The sequence below is a fragment of the Methanocaldococcus lauensis genome (assembly GCF_902827225.1).
In the GTDB taxonomy this organism is placed as follows: Archaea; AGJL01; Methanococci; order Methanococcales; family Methanocaldococcaceae; genus Methanocaldococcus; species Methanocaldococcus lauensis.
Map to the genome: position 1 here is coordinate 171197 of NZ_LR792632.1, position 16839 is coordinate 188035.

The 16839-nt window shown below is 29.8% G+C and carries 29 protein-coding genes; 27 read left to right on the top strand and 2 right to left on the bottom strand.

Going from position 1 to position 16839, the window contains the following annotated elements; translation table 11 throughout:
• The first annotated feature begins 10 nt into the window (after window positions 1–10).
• The 26 genes from KMP69_RS00955 to KMP69_RS01080 all read left to right on the top strand — a co-directional run bounded on the left by KMP69_RS00955 (window position 11) and on the right by KMP69_RS01080 (window position 14748).
• Window positions 11–1246 (top strand): M20 family metallo-hydrolase, encoded by a 1236-nt coding sequence (locus KMP69_RS00955; protein WP_214400109.1) that lies wholly within the window; start codon window positions 11–13, stop codon window positions 1244–1246.
• A 4-nt stretch (window positions 1247–1250) separates the two neighbouring features.
• Entirely contained in the window at window positions 1251–1892 is a 642-nt protein-coding gene (gene mfnE / locus KMP69_RS00960) for a [5-(aminomethyl)furan-3-yl]methyl phosphate kinase (RefSeq protein WP_214400110.1), read from the top strand.
• Window positions 1893–1987: 95 nt separating this feature from the next.
• Window positions 1988–2152 carry a zinc finger domain-containing protein gene (locus KMP69_RS00965; protein ID WP_214400111.1) on the top strand — a complete coding sequence of 55 codons (165 nt, stop codon included), beginning with the start codon at window positions 1988–1990 and terminating at the stop codon, window positions 2150–2152.
• A 21-nt stretch (window positions 2153–2173) separates the two neighbouring features.
• Window positions 2174–2443, top strand: coding sequence for an elongation factor 1-beta (locus tag KMP69_RS00970; RefSeq protein ID WP_214400112.1), 270 nt, complete (start codon window positions 2174–2176; stop codon window positions 2441–2443).
• A 220-nt stretch (window positions 2444–2663) separates the two neighbouring features.
• Complete coding sequence (rplV, locus tag KMP69_RS00975; protein ID WP_214400113.1) at window positions 2664–3125, top strand: 50S ribosomal protein L22; 462 nt, start codon at window positions 2664–2666, stop codon at window positions 3123–3125.
• A 31-nt stretch (window positions 3126–3156) separates the two neighbouring features.
• A complete protein-coding gene (locus KMP69_RS00980) occupies window positions 3157–3786 on the top strand; it encodes a 30S ribosomal protein S3 (protein WP_214400114.1) in 630 nt (209 codons plus the stop codon).
• Window positions 3787–3798: 12 nt separating this feature from the next.
• Window positions 3799–4017 (top strand): 50S ribosomal protein L29, encoded by a 219-nt coding sequence (gene rpmC / locus KMP69_RS00985; RefSeq protein WP_214400115.1) that lies wholly within the window; start codon window positions 3799–3801, stop codon window positions 4015–4017.
• Between the two features lie 97 nt (window positions 4018–4114).
• Window positions 4115–4423 (top strand): stress response translation initiation inhibitor YciH, encoded by a 309-nt coding sequence (yciH, locus tag KMP69_RS00990; protein ID WP_214400116.1) that lies wholly within the window; start codon window positions 4115–4117, stop codon window positions 4421–4423.
• 107 nt (window positions 4424–4530) lie between these two features.
• Window positions 4531–4818 carry a ribonuclease P protein component 1 gene (rnp1, locus tag KMP69_RS00995; RefSeq protein ID WP_214400117.1) on the top strand — a complete coding sequence of 96 codons (288 nt, stop codon included), beginning with the start codon at window positions 4531–4533 and terminating at the stop codon, window positions 4816–4818.
• A gap of 161 nt (window positions 4819–4979) precedes the next feature.
• The gene (locus KMP69_RS01000) at window positions 4980–5336 is read left to right on the top strand and encodes a 30S ribosomal protein S17 (RefSeq protein WP_214400118.1); all 357 of its coding nucleotides are present in this window, start codon (window positions 4980–4982) and stop codon (window positions 5334–5336) included.
• 33 nt (window positions 5337–5369) lie between these two features.
• Window positions 5370–5768: a 50S ribosomal protein L14 gene (locus KMP69_RS01005; RefSeq protein ID WP_010869966.1), complete on the top strand. Its 399-nt coding sequence runs from the start codon at window positions 5370–5372 to the stop codon at window positions 5766–5768.
• 38 nt (window positions 5769–5806) lie between these two features.
• On the top strand, window positions 5807–6166 hold the full coding sequence (rplX, locus tag KMP69_RS01010; protein WP_214400119.1) for a 50S ribosomal protein L24: 360 nt from the start codon (window positions 5807–5809) through the stop codon (window positions 6164–6166).
• Between the two features lie 32 nt (window positions 6167–6198).
• On the top strand, window positions 6199–6933 hold the full coding sequence (locus tag KMP69_RS01015; RefSeq protein ID WP_214400120.1) for a 30S ribosomal protein S4e: 735 nt from the start codon (window positions 6199–6201) through the stop codon (window positions 6931–6933).
• 31 nt (window positions 6934–6964) lie between these two features.
• Complete coding sequence (locus KMP69_RS01020; protein ID WP_214400121.1) at window positions 6965–7531, top strand: 50S ribosomal protein L5; 567 nt, start codon at window positions 6965–6967, stop codon at window positions 7529–7531.
• Window positions 7532–7548: 17 nt separating this feature from the next.
• Window positions 7549–7710, top strand: coding sequence for a 30S ribosomal protein S14 (locus KMP69_RS01025; protein ID WP_010869970.1), 162 nt, complete (start codon window positions 7549–7551; stop codon window positions 7708–7710).
• A 49-nt stretch (window positions 7711–7759) separates the two neighbouring features.
• Window positions 7760–8152, top strand: a complete 393-nt coding sequence (locus KMP69_RS01030; RefSeq protein WP_214400122.1) for a 30S ribosomal protein S8 — start codon at window positions 7760–7762, stop codon at window positions 8150–8152.
• Between the two features lie 65 nt (window positions 8153–8217).
• Window positions 8218–8766, top strand: a complete 549-nt coding sequence (locus KMP69_RS01035; protein WP_214400123.1) for a 50S ribosomal protein L6 — start codon at window positions 8218–8220, stop codon at window positions 8764–8766.
• Between the two features lie 24 nt (window positions 8767–8790).
• Window positions 8791–9222 (top strand): 50S ribosomal protein L32e, encoded by a 432-nt coding sequence (locus KMP69_RS01040; protein ID WP_214400124.1) that lies wholly within the window; start codon window positions 8791–8793, stop codon window positions 9220–9222.
• A 49-nt stretch (window positions 9223–9271) separates the two neighbouring features.
• Window positions 9272–9721, top strand: a complete 450-nt coding sequence (locus KMP69_RS01045; protein WP_214400125.1) for a 50S ribosomal protein L19e — start codon at window positions 9272–9274, stop codon at window positions 9719–9721.
• Window positions 9722–9751: 30 nt separating this feature from the next.
• Window positions 9752–10339 (top strand): 50S ribosomal protein L18, encoded by a 588-nt coding sequence (locus KMP69_RS01050; RefSeq protein WP_214400126.1) that lies wholly within the window; start codon window positions 9752–9754, stop codon window positions 10337–10339.
• Between the two features lie 9 nt (window positions 10340–10348).
• On the top strand, window positions 10349–11002 hold the full coding sequence (rpsE, locus tag KMP69_RS01055; protein ID WP_214400127.1) for a 30S ribosomal protein S5: 654 nt from the start codon (window positions 10349–10351) through the stop codon (window positions 11000–11002).
• An 84-nt stretch (window positions 11003–11086) separates the two neighbouring features.
• Entirely contained in the window at window positions 11087–11551 is a 465-nt protein-coding gene (rpmD, locus tag KMP69_RS01060) for a 50S ribosomal protein L30 (RefSeq protein WP_214400128.1), read from the top strand.
• An 11-nt stretch (window positions 11552–11562) separates the two neighbouring features.
• On the top strand, window positions 11563–11994 hold the full coding sequence (locus KMP69_RS01065) for an uL15m family ribosomal protein (RefSeq protein WP_214400129.1): 432 nt from the start codon (window positions 11563–11565) through the stop codon (window positions 11992–11994).
• Window positions 11995–12186: 192 nt separating this feature from the next.
• Window positions 12187–13497 carry a preprotein translocase subunit SecY gene (gene secY / locus KMP69_RS01070; RefSeq protein ID WP_214400712.1) on the top strand — a complete coding sequence of 437 codons (1311 nt, stop codon included), beginning with the start codon at window positions 12187–12189 and terminating at the stop codon, window positions 13495–13497.
• Window positions 13498–13544: 47 nt separating this feature from the next.
• Complete coding sequence (locus KMP69_RS01075; protein ID WP_214400130.1) at window positions 13545–14123, top strand: adenylate kinase; 579 nt, start codon at window positions 13545–13547, stop codon at window positions 14121–14123.
• Window positions 14124–14151: 28 nt separating this feature from the next.
• Window positions 14152–14748, top strand: coding sequence for an EMC3/TMCO1 family protein (locus KMP69_RS01080; protein ID WP_214400131.1), 597 nt, complete (start codon window positions 14152–14154; stop codon window positions 14746–14748).
• Window positions 14749–14769: 21 nt separating this feature from the next.
• Here KMP69_RS01080 and KMP69_RS01085 read toward each other — a convergent pair whose 3' ends face one another.
• Window positions 14770–15360, bottom strand: coding sequence for a TIGR00288 family NYN domain-containing protein (locus KMP69_RS01085; RefSeq protein ID WP_214400132.1), 591 nt, complete (start codon window positions 15358–15360; stop codon window positions 14770–14772).
• Between the two features lie 153 nt (window positions 15361–15513).
• On the opposite strand from KMP69_RS01085, the gene KMP69_RS01090 reads away from it, so the two are divergent.
• A complete protein-coding gene (locus tag KMP69_RS01090; RefSeq protein WP_214400133.1) occupies window positions 15514–15810 on the top strand; it encodes a hypothetical protein in 297 nt (98 codons plus the stop codon).
• Here the strand turns inward: KMP69_RS01090 and KMP69_RS01095 are convergent.
• Window positions 15807–16781: a diphthamide synthesis protein gene (locus tag KMP69_RS01095; protein ID WP_214400134.1), complete on the bottom strand. Its 975-nt coding sequence runs from the start codon at window positions 16779–16781 to the stop codon at window positions 15807–15809. The two genes, KMP69_RS01090 and KMP69_RS01095, sit on opposite strands and share 4 nt — an antisense overlap.
• Window positions 16782–16839 lie beyond the last annotated feature (58 nt).

Genomic DNA, 16839 nt, shown 5'->3' on the forward strand with positions numbered 1-16839 from the left:
GATGATGATTATGAAGTTAATAGAAGAAGCCATAAAGTTGGAGAGTGATTTAATAAAAATTAACTCAGTTAATCCATCATTTGGTGGAAAAGGAGAGAAAGAAAAGGCAGAATATGTTAAAAAAAAGTTAATGGAATATGTTAAAAAATATAACATAAAAAACTATACTCTAAAAGAATATAATACTACTGACAAATATGGCATTGAGAGGCCAAATATAGTATTTAAAGTAGATTTTGGAAAAGAAAAAACTTTACATATTATATCTCACTTAGATACTGTCCCAGAAGGGGATATAAGTTTATGGACTACAGATCCTTATGAACCTGTAATTAAAGACGGAAAAATTTATGGTAGAGGAGCAGAAGATAACCATAAAGGGATAGTTTCCTCTATACTATTATTAAAAATGATTTTTGAGAATAAAATTACTCCAAAATATAACTTATCTTTAATCTTTGTTTCTGATGAAGAAGATGGTAGTGAATACGGCTTAAAATATCTCTTAAATAACTTTGAAAATGAGATATTCAAAAAAGATGATTTAATAATTGTCCCTGATTTTGGAACTCCAACGGGAGAATTTATTGAGATTGGAGAAAAAGGAATATTGTGGATAAAATTCACAATTAAAGGGAAACAGTGTCACGGAAGCACACCAGAAAGTGGTTTAAACTCAAATATTATTTTATTTAACTTTGCAAATGAATTGTATAATAATCTATATGAAACTTTTTCTGAAAAAAATCCAATATTTCTTCCAAAATATTCAACATTTGAACCAACTATGTTAAAAAACAATGTAACTAATCCTAACACAATTCCTGGAAGTGTAGAGGTTGTATTTGATTGTAGAATTTTACCAAATTACAAAATAGAGGATGTTTTAAATTTTATAAATAAGTTTATAGAAAAATTTGACTTTAAAAAATACATTAAACACTATGATAACTTAACAACTCCAAAAATAAATTATGAAATATTAAAATTAGAAAATTCAAATTACACAGACGAAAATTCAGAAATTATCAAAGAGTTGAAAAATGCTATTAAAAAAGTATTAAATAGAGAAGCAAAACTTTGTGGAATGGGCGGAGGTACTGTTGCAGCATTTTTAAGATATAAGGGTTATAAAGTAGGAGTTTGGGGTATTGGTGAAGAAACTGCCCATCAACCTAATGAATACATTAAAATAGAGGATTTAGTAAAAATGGCTAAGGTTTTCTATGAAATTTTAAAACAGTGAGAGTATGCACATTGTAAAAATTGGAGGTTCTTTAACCTATGATGCCAAACCTTTATTAAAAACACTAAAAGATTATGCTAAAGAAAATAATAAAAATATTGTCATAATACCAGGAGGAGGAGAATTCGCAAATGTAGTTAGAAAAATTGACAAATTTTTAAATCTTTCAAATTCATTATCTCACAAATTAGCAATAAAATGTATGGACTTAATTGGAGAAATTTACTCTGAAATAGGAAATATTAAAGCATATGATACATTGTTTAATTTAAAAAGAGAAATAAATAAAGAAAAAATAGCAATATTATTACCCTCAAAAATTTTAATATCCACTGACATATCTGAACATTCTTGGGACGTAACATCAGACTCATTAAGTTTATATATTGGAAATCTATTAGATGTTAAAGAAATAATAATAGCTACAGATGTTGATGGAATATATGATAAGTTTCCTGGAGGGAAACTATTAAATATTATTAATGCGAATGAAATACAAGGCTTAACCTCTGTAGATAAAACTTTTCCTATTCTCTTAAAAAAATTTAAAATGACTGCTTATGTTGTAAATGGCAAATATCCGCAAAGAGTTATTGACATCTTAGAAGGAAAACCTAACATATATACAAAAATTGTCATAGATTAAGATTACAAACACAAAATATTACAATAAAATTTAAACAAATTATAAACATAAATAAAAATTAAAAAATTTAAAAATTAGAAAATTGGGTGAAAAATATGAAATACATTTGTATAAGCTGTAATGCTGAAATAGCTCCAAGAGAGAAATCAACAAAGTTTTTATGTCCAAACTGTGGAGAGGTAGAGATAGTAAGATGTGAAAGATGTAGAAAATTAAACAACCCTTACAAGTGTCCAAAGTGTGGATTTGAGGGACCATAATAAAAATAATGTGGTGAAATAATGGCGTCAGTGTTAGCAAAAATAAAAATTATGCCAAAAAGTCCAGAAGTTGATAAAGAACAGTTAAAAGAAAAAGTAAAAAAAGTTTTAGAAACTCAGGATGTTGCTATAAGAGGATTATTTGATGAGCCATTAGCTTTTGGATTATACACAGTATATGTAGTTATTGAAATGGAAGAAAGAGAAGGAGGAACAGAACCTATAGAGAATGCTTTAGCTGAAATTGACGATGTTGAGAGTGTTGAAACAGTAGAAGTTTCATTAGCATAAATTTTGTAACTTTTTTAAATTATTTAAGCAATATTCACTTTTATTTTGTTATTTCGTTTATTCGTAAATTATATATAACACTTTAAAAATTCTATATTCTTACATTCTAAAATTCTATCTCTTTCAATTATTATGGACTTAATTCAATCTATTGATATATTATTACTTAAAGAAACAATTAAAATTTATTAGCCTTAAACATTATTAAAGGTGGTATATTATGGGTAAATTAAAATATAAAATACAGGTTAATCCTGAAAAAACTGCAAGAGCTATGGGAAGAAACATTCCAATATCAAGAAAGCACGCAAGAGAGATTTGTAAATCAATAAATGGAATGAAGTTAGATGAAGCTATAAAATTCTTAGAAGATGTTATTGCAATGAAAAGACCAGTTCTATTTAGAAGACACTGCAAAAAAGTAGGACACAGAAAAGGTAAATTAGGATGGCCTGCAGGAAGATACCCAGTTAAAGCAGCTAAGGCAATCTTAAAGATATTAAACTATGCAAAGGCAAATGCTGAATATAAAGGTTTAAATGTAGAAAAATTGAGAATAAAACATATTTCAACAAATAAAGGAATAACAATAAAAAGATACATGCCAAGAGCTTTTGGTAGAGCCACTCCTAAGTTCCAAGAAACCGTTCATATACAAGTTATCTTAGAAGAATACCACTAAAAATAATAAATAATTTATAAAAGGTGGAAAGATGATTGAAAGAGTATTTGTTAAAGAAAATGTTAAAAGGTTGTTAATTGATGAATACTTTAAAAAGGAGTTAAGTAGAGCAGGTTACAGTCACTGTGAGATAAGAAAAACACCAATAGGAACAAAGATTATAATATATGCTGAAAAACCTGGTTTTGTTATTGGTAGAAGAGGTAGTAGAATAAGAGAATTAACTGAAACATTAAGTAAAGAGTTTGGTGTTGAAAAACCACAAATCGATGTTAAACCCGTAGAAAATCCTGACTTGGATGCTCAAGTTGTCGCTTTAAAAATAGCTCAGTCATTAGAGAGAGGATTACATTTCAGAAGAGTTGGACACACTGCTGTAAGAAGAGTTATGAATGCTGGTGCTAAGGGAGTTGTAGTAATTATTTCTGGAAAATTAACTGGAGAAAGAGCAAGAACTGAGAAATTTATGGCTGGATATATGAAACACTGTGGAGAGCCTGCTGAGGATTTAGTAGATAAGGGAAGAGCTATTGCAAAAACAAAGCCTGGGATTATTGGAGTTACAGTAAAAATTATGAGACCAGATGTCTTATTACCTGATGAGATTATAATTAAAGAAGATGCAGAAGTTAAGCATGTAGTAGAAGAGGAGGAACAATAAAGGTGAGAGCTTATGGCAATATTAAGAGCTAATGAGTTAAGAGAAATGTCTATTGATGAATTAAAAGAAAAACTTGTAGAACTTAAAAGAGAGTTGTTAAAGGAAAGAGTTAGTATAGCTACTTCTGGATCACCAACAAATCCGGGAAGATTGAGAGAAATTAAAAGAACTATTGCAAGAATATTAACAATAATGAATGAAAAGAAAAGAATGGCTTCACAACAACAGTAATCAAAATAACTTTATATTGGAAAAATTTAAATACTTCCTATAGATATTATAAAATATATTTCTACCCATATAAAGAGTAAAACTTAGAGGTGCAGTAATGCCAGAAATTTGCCCAAGGTGTGGTTTGCCTAAAGAACTATGTGTTTGTGAAGAAATAGCTAAGGAAGAACAAAAAATAAAAATATATGTTACAAAGAGAAGGTTTGGTAAGTTAATGACAATAATCGAAGGTTTTGATGCAAGTGTTATTGACTTAAAAGAACTTGCTAAAAAATTAAAGGACATCTGTGCCTGTGGAGGAACTGTTAAAGATAATACTATTGAACTTCAAGGGGATCATAGGAAAAAAGTTGCTGAAATTTTAGTTAAGATGGGATTCTCGAAGGATTCTATTGAAATTAGATAATCTTAATCAATCCTTTATTTTATTTCTTAGTAGTTAAATAAAATGGGGACGCGGATGCCCTTTTATAGGGCACACCCCGTCCCCATAAAACGGTTGGGGCAAATATTATGATAACACCTTACAATATATTAAAACACGAGCTTATAGGTCTTAGAGTTACTATTATCGATTCAAAAAATAAGTCAATGATTGGCATTAAAGGCAAAGTAGTAGATGAGACAAGAAATACTTTAATAATAGAAAAAGAAAATGGTAAAGAAGTAATAATTCCAAAAAACATTGCAACCTTTATGTTTGAACTAAAAAACTGTAAAGTGAAAGTTGATGGTAGATTGTTAATAGGTAGACCTGAAGAAAGATTGAAAAAAAAGGTAAAAATTATGTATCCATATTAATTAAAATCTTTTGTTCTTTTTTGCCCCAACCGTTAAAGTAATATATAGGTTTTTAACATTAAGTCTTTCACAGTTTCTACAACTGTTAATGTTATGTTATAAGTTTTTATTATAAACTATGCCTTATTTATAAACAATAATCAAAATTGGAGGTAAAGACCATGGTAGCAAAAAATATAGGAATCCCTGTAAAAGCTCCAGAAGTAGAGTGTGATGATAAACATTGTCCATTTCACGGCTCTCTACCAGTAAGAGGACAAAGTTTCGTAGGTGTAGTAGTTAGTGACAAACCACACAAGACTGTTATAATTAAAAGGGAAATTATAAAGTACATTAAAAAATATGAAAGATATGAAAGAAGAAGTTCAAAATTAGTTGCTCACAACCCTCCATGTATAAATGCAAAAGTTGGAGATATTGTAAGAGTTATGGAGTGCAGACCAATAAGTAAAACAAAATCATTTGTTGTTGTTGAAAAATTAGGAAGAGTAGACGAAGCATCAAATGAACAAAAATAATTTAACTCGTAAAAATCTAATAGGTGAAAAAATATGAAAGCAATTGGTTCAAAACCTGTAAGGGCTCTACCAGTAGGTGCAAGATGTATATGTGCTGATAACACTGGAGCTAAGGAAGTAGAAATTATTGCTGTGAGAAACTATAAAGGTGTAGCAAGAAGATTACCTACTGCAAGAGTAGGGGATATGGTTATCGTTACCGTTAAAAAGGGAACTCCTGAGATGAGAAAACAGGTTTTACCGGCAGTTGTAATAAGACAAAGAAAAGAAATTAGAAGACCAGACGGAACAAGAGTTAAGTTTGCAGATAATGCAGTTGTTATAGTAACTCCAGACGGAAACCCAAAAGGTTCTGATATTAAGGGACCTGTAGCTAAAGAAGCAGCAGAAAGATGGCCAGGTATTGCAAGAATTGCTAAAATAATAATCTAAATAAATAATAAAATAAACCTATAATCAAAGGTGAAATTATGGCTTTTACTAAGTCAAAACAGCCAAGAAAACAAAGAAAAGCATTATTTAATGCACCACTTCATTTGAGAAGAAAGGTTATGTCTGCAATGTTATCAAAAGAGTTAAAGGAAAAATTAGGTAAAAACGCCATTCCGGTTAGAAAGGGAGATGTTGTAAGAATAATGAGAGGAGACTTTAAAGGGTTGGAAGGAGAAGTTACAAAAGTTGATTTAAAAAGATACAGAATCCATGTTGAAGGAGCTTACAACAAAAGACAGGATGGAAAAGAAGTTCCATATCCAATTCATCCATCAAATGTTATGATTATTAAACTCTATGACAAAGATGAAAGAAGATTCAAACATATTAAAAAGTAAAACAAGAATTAAAAATATGTTAAGGTGAAAGAATGGGAAAAAAAGGTCCAAAAAGACATTTGAAAAGATTAGCCGCTCCAGTTAGATGGGAATTGCCAAGAAAAGTAGCTAAATTTACTGTTAGACCTTTACCAGGAGCTCACCCAATGAGTGAGTCATTACCTCTCTTACTTATTATTAGAGATATTTTAAAATATGCTGACAATGCAAGAGAGGCTAAAAAAATTATTAAGATGGGTAAAGTTTTAGTTGATGGTAGAGTTAGAAAAGAAGAGAAGTTACCTGTTGGATTGATGGATGTAGTCTCATTACCTGATGCAAATGAAAATTACAGAGTATTATTTGACAGAAAAGGAAGAATTAAATTAAATCCAACAGAAAATCCAGATTTAAAATTATGTAAAATTAAAAACAAAACTGTTGTTAAAGGAGGTCATATTCAACTAAACTTACACGATGGTAGAAACATATTAATTAGAGTTTCAGATCCTACAAACCCTAAAGAGGATGTATATAAAACTGGAGACACTCTATTAATTACAATCCCAGATCAAGAAATTAAAGCACATATTCCATTTGAAGTCGGTAAGTTAGCATACATTACCGGAGGAAAACACGTTGGAGACTTTGCAAGAATCGTTGAAATTGAGAAAAGAGGAATTTATCCAGACATAGTTACATTAGAGAACTTAGAAGGAGACAAATTCAAGACAGTTAAAGACTATGTCTTTGTCGTTGGAGACGAAGAACCAATAATTAAGTTGTAAATTTGTTATTATAAAGTAATGAGGGAGAAACATGAGCTTTGAAGAATTGTGGCAAAAAAATCCTATGTTAAAACCAAGAATTGAAAAAGTTGTTGTTAATTTTGGAGTAGGAGAAAGTGGAGATAGATTAACAAAAGGAGAAAAGGTTATAGAGGAATTAACTGGACAAAAACCTATAAGAACAAGAGCTAAGCAAACAAACCCAACATTTGGTATCAGAAAAAAATTACCTATTGGATTAAAAGTTACTTTGAGAGGTAAAAAAGCAGAAGAATTTTTAAAAAATGCTTTTGAGGCTTTTCAAAAAGAAGGTAAAAAATTATATGATTATTCATTTGATGATTACGGAAACTTCTCATTTGGTATCCATGAACATATAGATTTCCCTGGACAAAAATATGACCCAATGATTGGAATTTTTGGGATGGATGTTTGTGTAACATTAGAAAGACCTGGATTTAGAGTAAAAAGAAGAAAAAGATGTAGAGCAAAAGTTCCAAGAAGACATAGATTAACAAGAGAAGAGGCTATTGAATTTATAGAAAAAACCTTTGGAATTAAAGTTGAGAGAGTTTTAGAGGAAGAAGAAACACAATAAGAAAAAGGGTGATGTAGATGGCTAAAAAACCTTGGAAAAAAAAGTATGGGTATGGTATTAGACCATGCCAAAGATGTGGTCATGTAGGGCCAGGATTAATTAGAAAGTATGGGTTAAACCTTTGTAGACAATGTTTTAGAGAAATAGCTCATAAATTAGGATTTAAGAAATTAGATTAAAAATTTAAACTTAATTTAAAACATTTAAAAATTCTTTTGGAGGGAAAACATGAGTTTAATGGACCCACTAGCAAATGCATTAAACCATATTTCCAACTGTGAGAGAGTGGGTAAAAAGGTAGTGTATATAAAACCAGCATCTAAGTTAATTGGAAGAGTCTTAAAAGTTATGCAAGATCATGGATATATAGGAGAATTTGAATTTATAGAAGATGGAAGAGGAGGAATTTATAAAGTTGAATTAGTAGGTAAGATCAACAAATGTGGTGCTATAAAGCCAAGATTCCCTGTTAAAAAATTTGGATATGAAAAGTTTGAAAAAAGATACTTGCCAGCAAGAGATTTTGGAATATTAATTGTCTCAACTACTCAGGGAGTTATGAGCCACGAAGAAGCTAAGAAAAGAGGATTAGGTGGAAGATTATTAGCCTATGTCTATTAAACACGGATGTTAATTATAATAATTATAATAGAAACAAAATTAAATCTACATTTTGAGGTGAGTTTATGCCTGTTGCCGCCTATCTTGAGAGAAGAATTAAAATTCCAGAAAATGTTCAAGTAGAAATAAACAATAATGAAATCGTTGTTAAAAGTGGAGGGAAGGAATTAAAGAGAAAATTTGAACATCCAAAAATTGTAATTAAAAAAGAAGGAGATGAAATTGTTGTATCTTGCGAATATCCAAGAAGAAAAGATAAAGCAATGATTGGAACTATAACAGCACACATAAATAACATGATTAAAGGAGTTACAGAAGGATTTACATACAAACTAAAAATTAGATATGCTCACTTCCCAATGAAAGTTAGTGTTAAGGGTAATGAAGTCATCATTGAAAACTTCTTAGGAGAAAAACACCCAAGAAGAGCAAAAATCTTAGAAGGAGTTACAGTCAAAGTTAGTGGAGAGGATGTTATAGTTACTGGAATCGATAAAGAAAAAGTAGGACAAACCGCCGCCAATATAGAACAGGCTACAAGAATTAAAAATAGAGATCCAAGAGTTTTCCAGGATGGAATTTATATTGTAGAGAAGGCTGGAAAGGTCATCTAAAAATTTAAATAAGAGGGAGATAATATGGATAGGCTATTAAGATTAAGATTCAAATTAAAAATGAAAAAGCCTGACTTTATAAGACAAGAGGCACACAGACATAAAAGGTTAGGAGAAAAATGGAGAAGACCTAAAGGAAGACATAGTAAGATGAGATTAAAATGGAAAGAAAAGCCTCCTGTCGTTGAAATTGGATACAGAATGCCAAAAGCTGTTAGAGGATTACACCCAAGTGGTTTAGAGGATGTTTTAGTTTATAATGTTAAAGATTTAGAAAAATTAAACCCTGAAACACAGGGAGCAAGGATTGCTTCAACAGTTGGTAAGAGAAAGAAAATTGAAATCATCAAAAGAGCAAGAGAGTTAGGAATAAGAATATTAAATATATCAGAAGAGAAACAGGAAGAATTATTAAAATTTGCTGAAAAACTAAATAACAACAATGAAAATGAATAACTAAGCTTTTTTAATATTTAATACCCTCTTAGTTTATAAGGTGAGAGTTATGGACGTATCAGTTCAAAGAAAATTAGCTGCTGAAATATTAAAATGTGGTATTGATAGAGTTTGGATAGATCCAACACAGTTAGAAAGAGTTAAAATGGCAATGACAAGAGATGATATAAGATCTTTAATTAAAGATGGAGTTATTAAGAAAAAACAGAAAAAGGGTATAAGTAGTGCAAGAGTTAAAAAATTAAAAGAGCAAAAAAAGAAAGGTAGAAGAAGAGGTCCTGGTTCAAGAAGAGGAGCTGCAGGGGCAAGAACTCCTCCAAAAGAAAGATGGATGGCTACAATTAGAGCTTTGAGAAAAACATTAAAATATTTAAGAGATTCTGGAAAAATTGATAGAAAAGTTTATAGAAAACTTTACAGAATGGCTAAAGGTGGAGCATTCAGAAGTAAGAGCCACCTCTTCCTATATATGAAAGAACACGACCTTTTAAAACAATAAATAATTTTTAATTTAACAGGGTGAGATGTTATGGCTACAGGTCCAACTTATAGAGTTAAATTTAGAAGAAGAAGAGAAGCAAAAACTGATTACAGAAAAAGATTAAAATTATTATTATCAAGAAAGCCAAGATTGGTTGTAAGGAAATCTTTGAATCATTGTATAGCTCAAATAGTATTGTATGATGAAAAAGGTGACAAAACAGTTGTATCTGCTCATTCAAGAGAATTAATTAAGTTGGGTTATAAAGGACATACCGGAAACTTGCCTTCAGCATACTTAACAGGCTACTTGTTAGGTAAAAAAGCCTTAGCTAAGGGTTATACCGAGGCAGTTTTAGATATTGGGTTGCATAGAGCTACAAAAGGAGCAGCAGTATTTGCAATGCTAAAAGGAGCTTTAGATGCTGGTATGAATATTCCACATGGAGAGGAGATATTACCATCAGAAGATAGAATAAGAGGAGAACACATAAAGGCTTATGCTGAGATGTTAAAAGAAGAAGATGAGGAAAAATACAAAAGACAGTTTTCAAAATACTTAGAGAAAGGTTTAGAACCAGAAAAATTACCAGAACACTTTGAGGAAATTAAGGCAAAAATTGATAGCATGTTCTAAGGTGAGATAATGAGATTTAATATAGATGAGTGGGAACCAAAAACAACCATTGGAAGGATGGTTAAAGAAGGACAAATAACTGACATTGATTACATATTAGACAATAACTTACCAATCTTAGAGCCTGAAATAGTTGATGCACTTCTTCCAGATTTGGAAGAGAAAGTTTTAGATGTTAAGTTAGTTCAGAGAATGCACAAGTCTGGAAGAAGAGCAAGATTTAGAGCAACTGTTGTTGTAGGAAACAGAAATGGTTATGTTGGTGTAGGAAAAGGTAAGGCTAAAGAAGTTGGGCCAGCAATAAGAAAAGCTATAGCTCAAGCAAAGAAAAATATTATTAGAGTTAAGAGAGGTTGTGGTTCCTGGGAGTGTGGTTGTGGAACTCCTCACTCAATACCATACAAAGGTTATGGAAAGTGTGGAAGTACTGCAATAGAGATATTACCTGCACCAAAAGGTGTTGGTTTAGTTGCTGGAGATGTCGCTAAGGCAGTTTTAGGATTGGCAGGAATTAAAGACGTTTGGACAAAAACATTTGGAGAAACAAGAACTACTTACAACTTTGCAATGGCTACATTTGAAGCTTTAAAGAGTTTGAATTTTGTAAGAGTTATGGATAAGAGTAAAAAGAAATTAGGAATTATTGAAGGTAGAGTATTGTAAATCATTTTTATTTTGAAAAACCAACTATTTTAAAGTTTTATTTAAATTATTATTTTATATTCCATAATAATTAAGGTGAGAAATATGGCTTATGCTGTTATTAGAATAAGAGGTAGAATTGGAGTAAGAAGAGACATAGCAGACACCTTAAAAATGTTAAGGCTACATAAGGTTAATCACTGTGTAATTGTTCCAGAAACAGATACATTTAAAGGAATGTTACAAAAAGTTAAAGATTATGTAACATGGGGAGAAATTGATAAAGATACCTTAGTTAAATTAATCTTAAAAAGAGGTAGACTTCCAGGAAATAAGAGAATTACTCCAGAAATTATAAAGGAATTAACTGGAATGGATGTTGAAGAGTTAGCAGAAAAACTTATAAAGGGAGAAATTAAATTAAAAGAAACTCCATTAAAACCTGTATTTAGATTACATCCTCCAAGAAAAGGATTTGAAAGAAAGGGTATTAAGAAACCATTTAGTGTTGGAGGAGCTTTAGGATACAGAGGAGAAAAAATTAATGAACTTTTAGAAAAGATGATGTAAGGTGATAATTTATGATTAGAAAAAAGAAAAAAGTTAAAAAAATTAGAGGTTCAAGAACATGTGGTGGAGGTAGCCACAAAAAGAGAAGAGGAGCAGGGAACAGAGGAGGTAGAGGGTTAGCTGGAGGTCTTAAACACAAATGGACTTGGATTATAAAATACAAGCCAGATCACTTTGGTAAATATGGATTTAAGAGACATCCAAGTTTAGTTAAAGAATTAGAAACAATTAACGTTGGAGAGCTTGAAGAAATTGTATTGAAAAACCCTGATAAATTCGAAAAAGAAAATGACAAATTTATTGTTGATGTTATTGAGTTGGGATATGAAAAAGTTTTGGGTAAAGGAAAAGTAACAATTCCAATGATAGTTAAAGCAATTGAAGTTTCAGAAAAGGCAAGAGAAAAAATTGAAGCTGTTGGTGGAGAAGTTGTAGAGCTATAAAATCTCTTTATTTCTTTTTTATGTTTCATTTTATTAATTAATTCAAATTAATAGTTTTAAAAATTTTTTCTTATAGATTTTTGATAAAATATTTATATAAATGTTAAGACTATTTTATTAGAATAATCTCTTTATCTTAACTTTAATAATATAGTTTTTAATGTTTGAAAAGGTGAGATATTGGAAGAATTTATGAAAAAATTAATTCCGATATTAGAAAAAATTCCTGAAGTAGACTTACCTATTAGAGAATTATCTTTCAAAGAAAAACTTAAATGGACTGGAATAGTTTTGGTTCTATATTTCATTATGGGAACTATTGATGTTTATACAGGAGGAGCCCAAATCCCTGCAATATTTCAATTTTGGCAAACAGTAACTGCATCCAGAATAGGGACCTTAATTACATTAGGTATTGGTCCAATTGTTACTGCTGGTATTATTATGCAGTTATTAGTTGGGGCTGGAATTATAAAAATGGACTTGTCAATTCCTGAAAATCGGGCTTTATTTCAAGGTTGTCAAAAACTATTATCTATAATCATGTGTTTTGTTGAGGCTGTTATGTTCGTTGGAGCTGGAGCTTTTGGACATCTACCTATTTTATTGGCACTTTTAGTAATTATACAAATAGCAATAGGTTCGATAATCTTAATATATTTAGACGAAATCGTTTCAAAGTATGGAATTGGCTCTGGAATTGGATTATTTATTGCCGCAGGAGTTTCACAAGTAATATTTGTTGGAGCATTTGGTCCTGAAGGATATTTATGGAGATTTTTTGGAAGTCTAATTAATGGAATGCCTAATTTTGAATATCTTGCACCAATACTTGGAACAATAATAGTATTCTTAATGGTTGTTTATGCTGAATGTTTAAGAGTAGAAATTCCTTTAGCTCATGGTAGAATTAAAGGTGCTGTTGGTAAATACCCTATAAGATTTGTTTATACTTCAAACATTCCAGTAATCTTATCTGCGGCATTATTTGCTAATATTCAACTCTGGGGATTAGTGTTAAGTAGATTAGGTATCCCATTACTTGGACACTATGTAAGTGGAAGACCTGTTGATGGAATAGCATATTATTTATCAACACCTTATGGACTAACAAGTGTATTTACAGATCCTCTACATGCTTTAGTATATATGATAGCAATGATAGTTTGTTGTATATTCTTTGGTATATTTTGGGTAGAAACTACTGGATTAGATCCAAAGAGTATGGCTAAAAGAATTGGCTCATTGGGTATGGCTATTAAAGGATTTAGAAAAAGTGAAAAGGCTATCGAGCAGAGATTGAGAAGATATATTCCTCCATTAACTGTAATGAGTTCAGCCTTCGTTGGATTTTTAGCCGCTATAGCTGATTTTATTGGAGCATTAGGTGGAGGAACCGGGGTTTTATTAACAGTTTCTATTGTGTATAGAATGTATGAGCAGATTTTAAAAGATAAAGTAAAAGAATTACATCCATCAATAGCAAAATTGTTAAATAAGTAAAAATAATTAAAGTTTTAATAATAAAGAAATTGTGAGGTGATACTATTATGAAAAATAAGGTCGTAGTAATAGTAGGAGTTCCAGGAGTAGGGTCAACAACAGTTACAAACAAGGCAATAGAAGAACTAAAAAAAGAAGGAATAGAATATAAAATAGTTAATTTTGGAACAGTAATGTTTGAAATTGCTAAAGAAGAAGGTTTAGTAGAGCATAGAGACCAGTTAAGAAAGTTACCTCCAGATGTCCAGAAAAGAATACAAAAGTTAGCAGGTAAAAAAATAGCTGAAATGGCAAAAGAGGCGAATATTGTAGTCGATACTCACAGCACTATAAAAACTCCTAAGGGTTATCTACCAGGACTTCCTGCATGGGTCTTAGAAGAATTACAGCCTGATATCATTGTTTTAATTGAGGCTGAAACTGATGAAATATTAATGAGAAGGTTATCAGATGAAACAAGACAGAGAGATTTCGAATCAACTGTTGATATAGGAGAGCATATATTCATGAATAGATGTGCTGCAATGACTTATGCAGTTTTAACAGGAGCTACAGTTAAGATAATTAAAAACAGAGACTTCTTATTAGATAAAGCAGTTAAAGAACTTGTTGAAGTTCTTAAATAATTTAAATACAATTTTTTAAGGTGAATCTATGTTTGAGTCAATAACAAATCTTTTTTATACATCATTAGATGCAATTTTTATGCCAATAATAAAGGTTTTACATCCAGCTATGGCAATTTTAGTTATTGCCATAATTGTGTCTTTAATTATTAATATTGCTACAAAACTTTTAGTAGATCAAGAGAGAGTTGCTGAATTAAAAAAGGAAATTCAAGAATTTCAAATAAAATCTAAGAAGATGGCTAAAAATCCAGAAATGTTAGAAAAACTCCAAGAAGAATATCAAAGAATTATGCAACTAAATGCTGAATTGATGAAAATGAGTTTTAAACCAATGATATATACTTGGCTTCCAATAATTCTAATATTTATTTATTTAAGACACGTTTATGGATTTGGTGGAGTTTATATGGAATTACATCCTAATTGGAATGGTGTTGTAGTATATTTACCAACAATAATCTCTAAGATTCTTCTAATTAATTTCTGGCATTGGTTAGGCTCATTAATTTACAAAGGAGGATTTAAAATAGTATCTAATACAGCCTTAGGATGGTTAGGGTGGTATATACTTTGTTCATTCGCAACATCAACAGTTTTAAGAAAAATATTTGGAATAAAATAAACTTTATAATTTTCTATATCTTTACTCTTTTATCTCAGAAGATTCTATATTATCATCTTTATTATTTTTACTTAATTGTTTCTCTTCAACTTTTTTACTTTTTTTCTTTTTTTCTAACTTTTCTTTATCTAATTGAAACTCTTCTCCGATTTTTATTACATAATCAGCAATATTTTGCAAAGCCTTTGAAAATCCAGGCTCAGCCCCAATAACAATAACTTTTTTCCCCCTTTCTTTAGCTTTTCTAATTGCTGGAAGAAAATCAGCATCTCTTGTTACATAGGCAATAGTGTCAATATTTGGATTAAACACTAATTCGGTGGCATCAACAGCCATTTCAACATCTACATCTCCAGCAGATATTTTTGGTTCAAATCCTTGATTTATAACGGCCTCTATTAACTTATCTGACGCATATTGATTTAAATAAACTCTACCTATAACAATGTCTCCAAATTCACTTAAAACTTCTCTAATTTTATCTAAATCAATGTTAAACTCTTTTCTGAGCATATTAGGTCCATCAATTAGTAAAGCGATTCTATGTTCTCCTCTTCTTTTTAAAGCCTTTTCGTAAATTTTACTTGTCAAATTCTCTAACTTTTTCCACATAATTTCACCAACTTTATAAAAATAGTTTATTTTAACATTATTATATTACTTAATAAAATTATGCAAATTTAACAATACAGAAGTAATATAAAAAGATTACAAAAAAATGATATATATAACTAAGAATAAATAGATTTCCTGAGGTGATAATTTATGTATAGTTGCCCATACTGTGGAGGAGATTGTATAAATGATGAGGCAGTTAATCTTTACATAACTATGGTTAAAAAATTTTTCAAATATCAAAATACAGAGAGTGACATAACATTTGAAAGATATCCAACTGTTGGCGAAGTTGGTGAATGCAAGAAAACTGGAGAAAAAATATATTTTTGTCCATACTGTAAAAAACCATTTAAGGCATACTATGAACTTGAAAAGGTTACTATAAATTGTCCAAACTGTAATAAAACCTTATGTATCCCTCCAACAAATAGAACATTCTGCTAATAAAAATCTTCCTTTTTGATTTCATCAAATTTATAATTTAAAGAGTTATTTAAAAATAGTCTAAACTCCTCTGGCGTATATATAGGTTTTTTATATAGAATGTAATCATCTAAGACAATTCTTGGACATGCTACAATTATATAGCAATCTAAATCATAGAATAATATTTCTGGGGACACATTATCAACAATAATTGGGAGATAATTTATATTATTTTTTTCTAATAGTTTTGTAATTTCATCAAAAACCTTTTTTCTAAACTGTCCCTTTTTTACTGATAAAACTACTCCAATCTTTTTTGGCTTATTTAACATTAACTTAGTTATTGCTGTAATTCTTTTCTTTATAAATTTATCAACCTCTTCCTTAGAAATTTTATCAAAACATTTGGAAATAGGATTGTATATATAAACTTCTTTTTGATATTTGTATGCTAACATTAAAGGATGAAATCTCCCAGTTCCAACGAATAAAATAATGTCTTCATCTTTAATTTCTCCTCTGCAACCTAAGATTATATAAGGATTAAATTTTTTTAAAAGTTTTTTATATTGAACAGTCGTAGTTATAGCCACTTTTTTTCCTTCTAAATTATACTTATTTATAAAGTTTTCTATGTCATTTAGTATTTTATTCTCATCTTCTTTATCAAATATATGATATGTAGGAATAAATAAAGTTTTAATTTCTGGTTTAGCATATTTAAGTTCTTCATGTCCATAATGAACAATTAAATCAACATCTAATTTTTTAACATAATCATCAATTAAATCACAGGCTCCAAAGCAAGAATTCCCCCATAAAAACAATTCAACATTTTTTCCTCTATTCTTAAAATATTTTTTAATTTTTTCAATCTCTTTTTCAACATATAATTTTAAGCCTTCTGGAGCTTGAAATACAATTTTAGGACATTTTTTATTTAAATTCTCTATCTCTTTTATAACTTTATTGGTCTCTAAGTCAAACATAAGTATCACACAAAAGATATTTAATGAATTAATTAAATTTAATTAATAAAATGGTTAG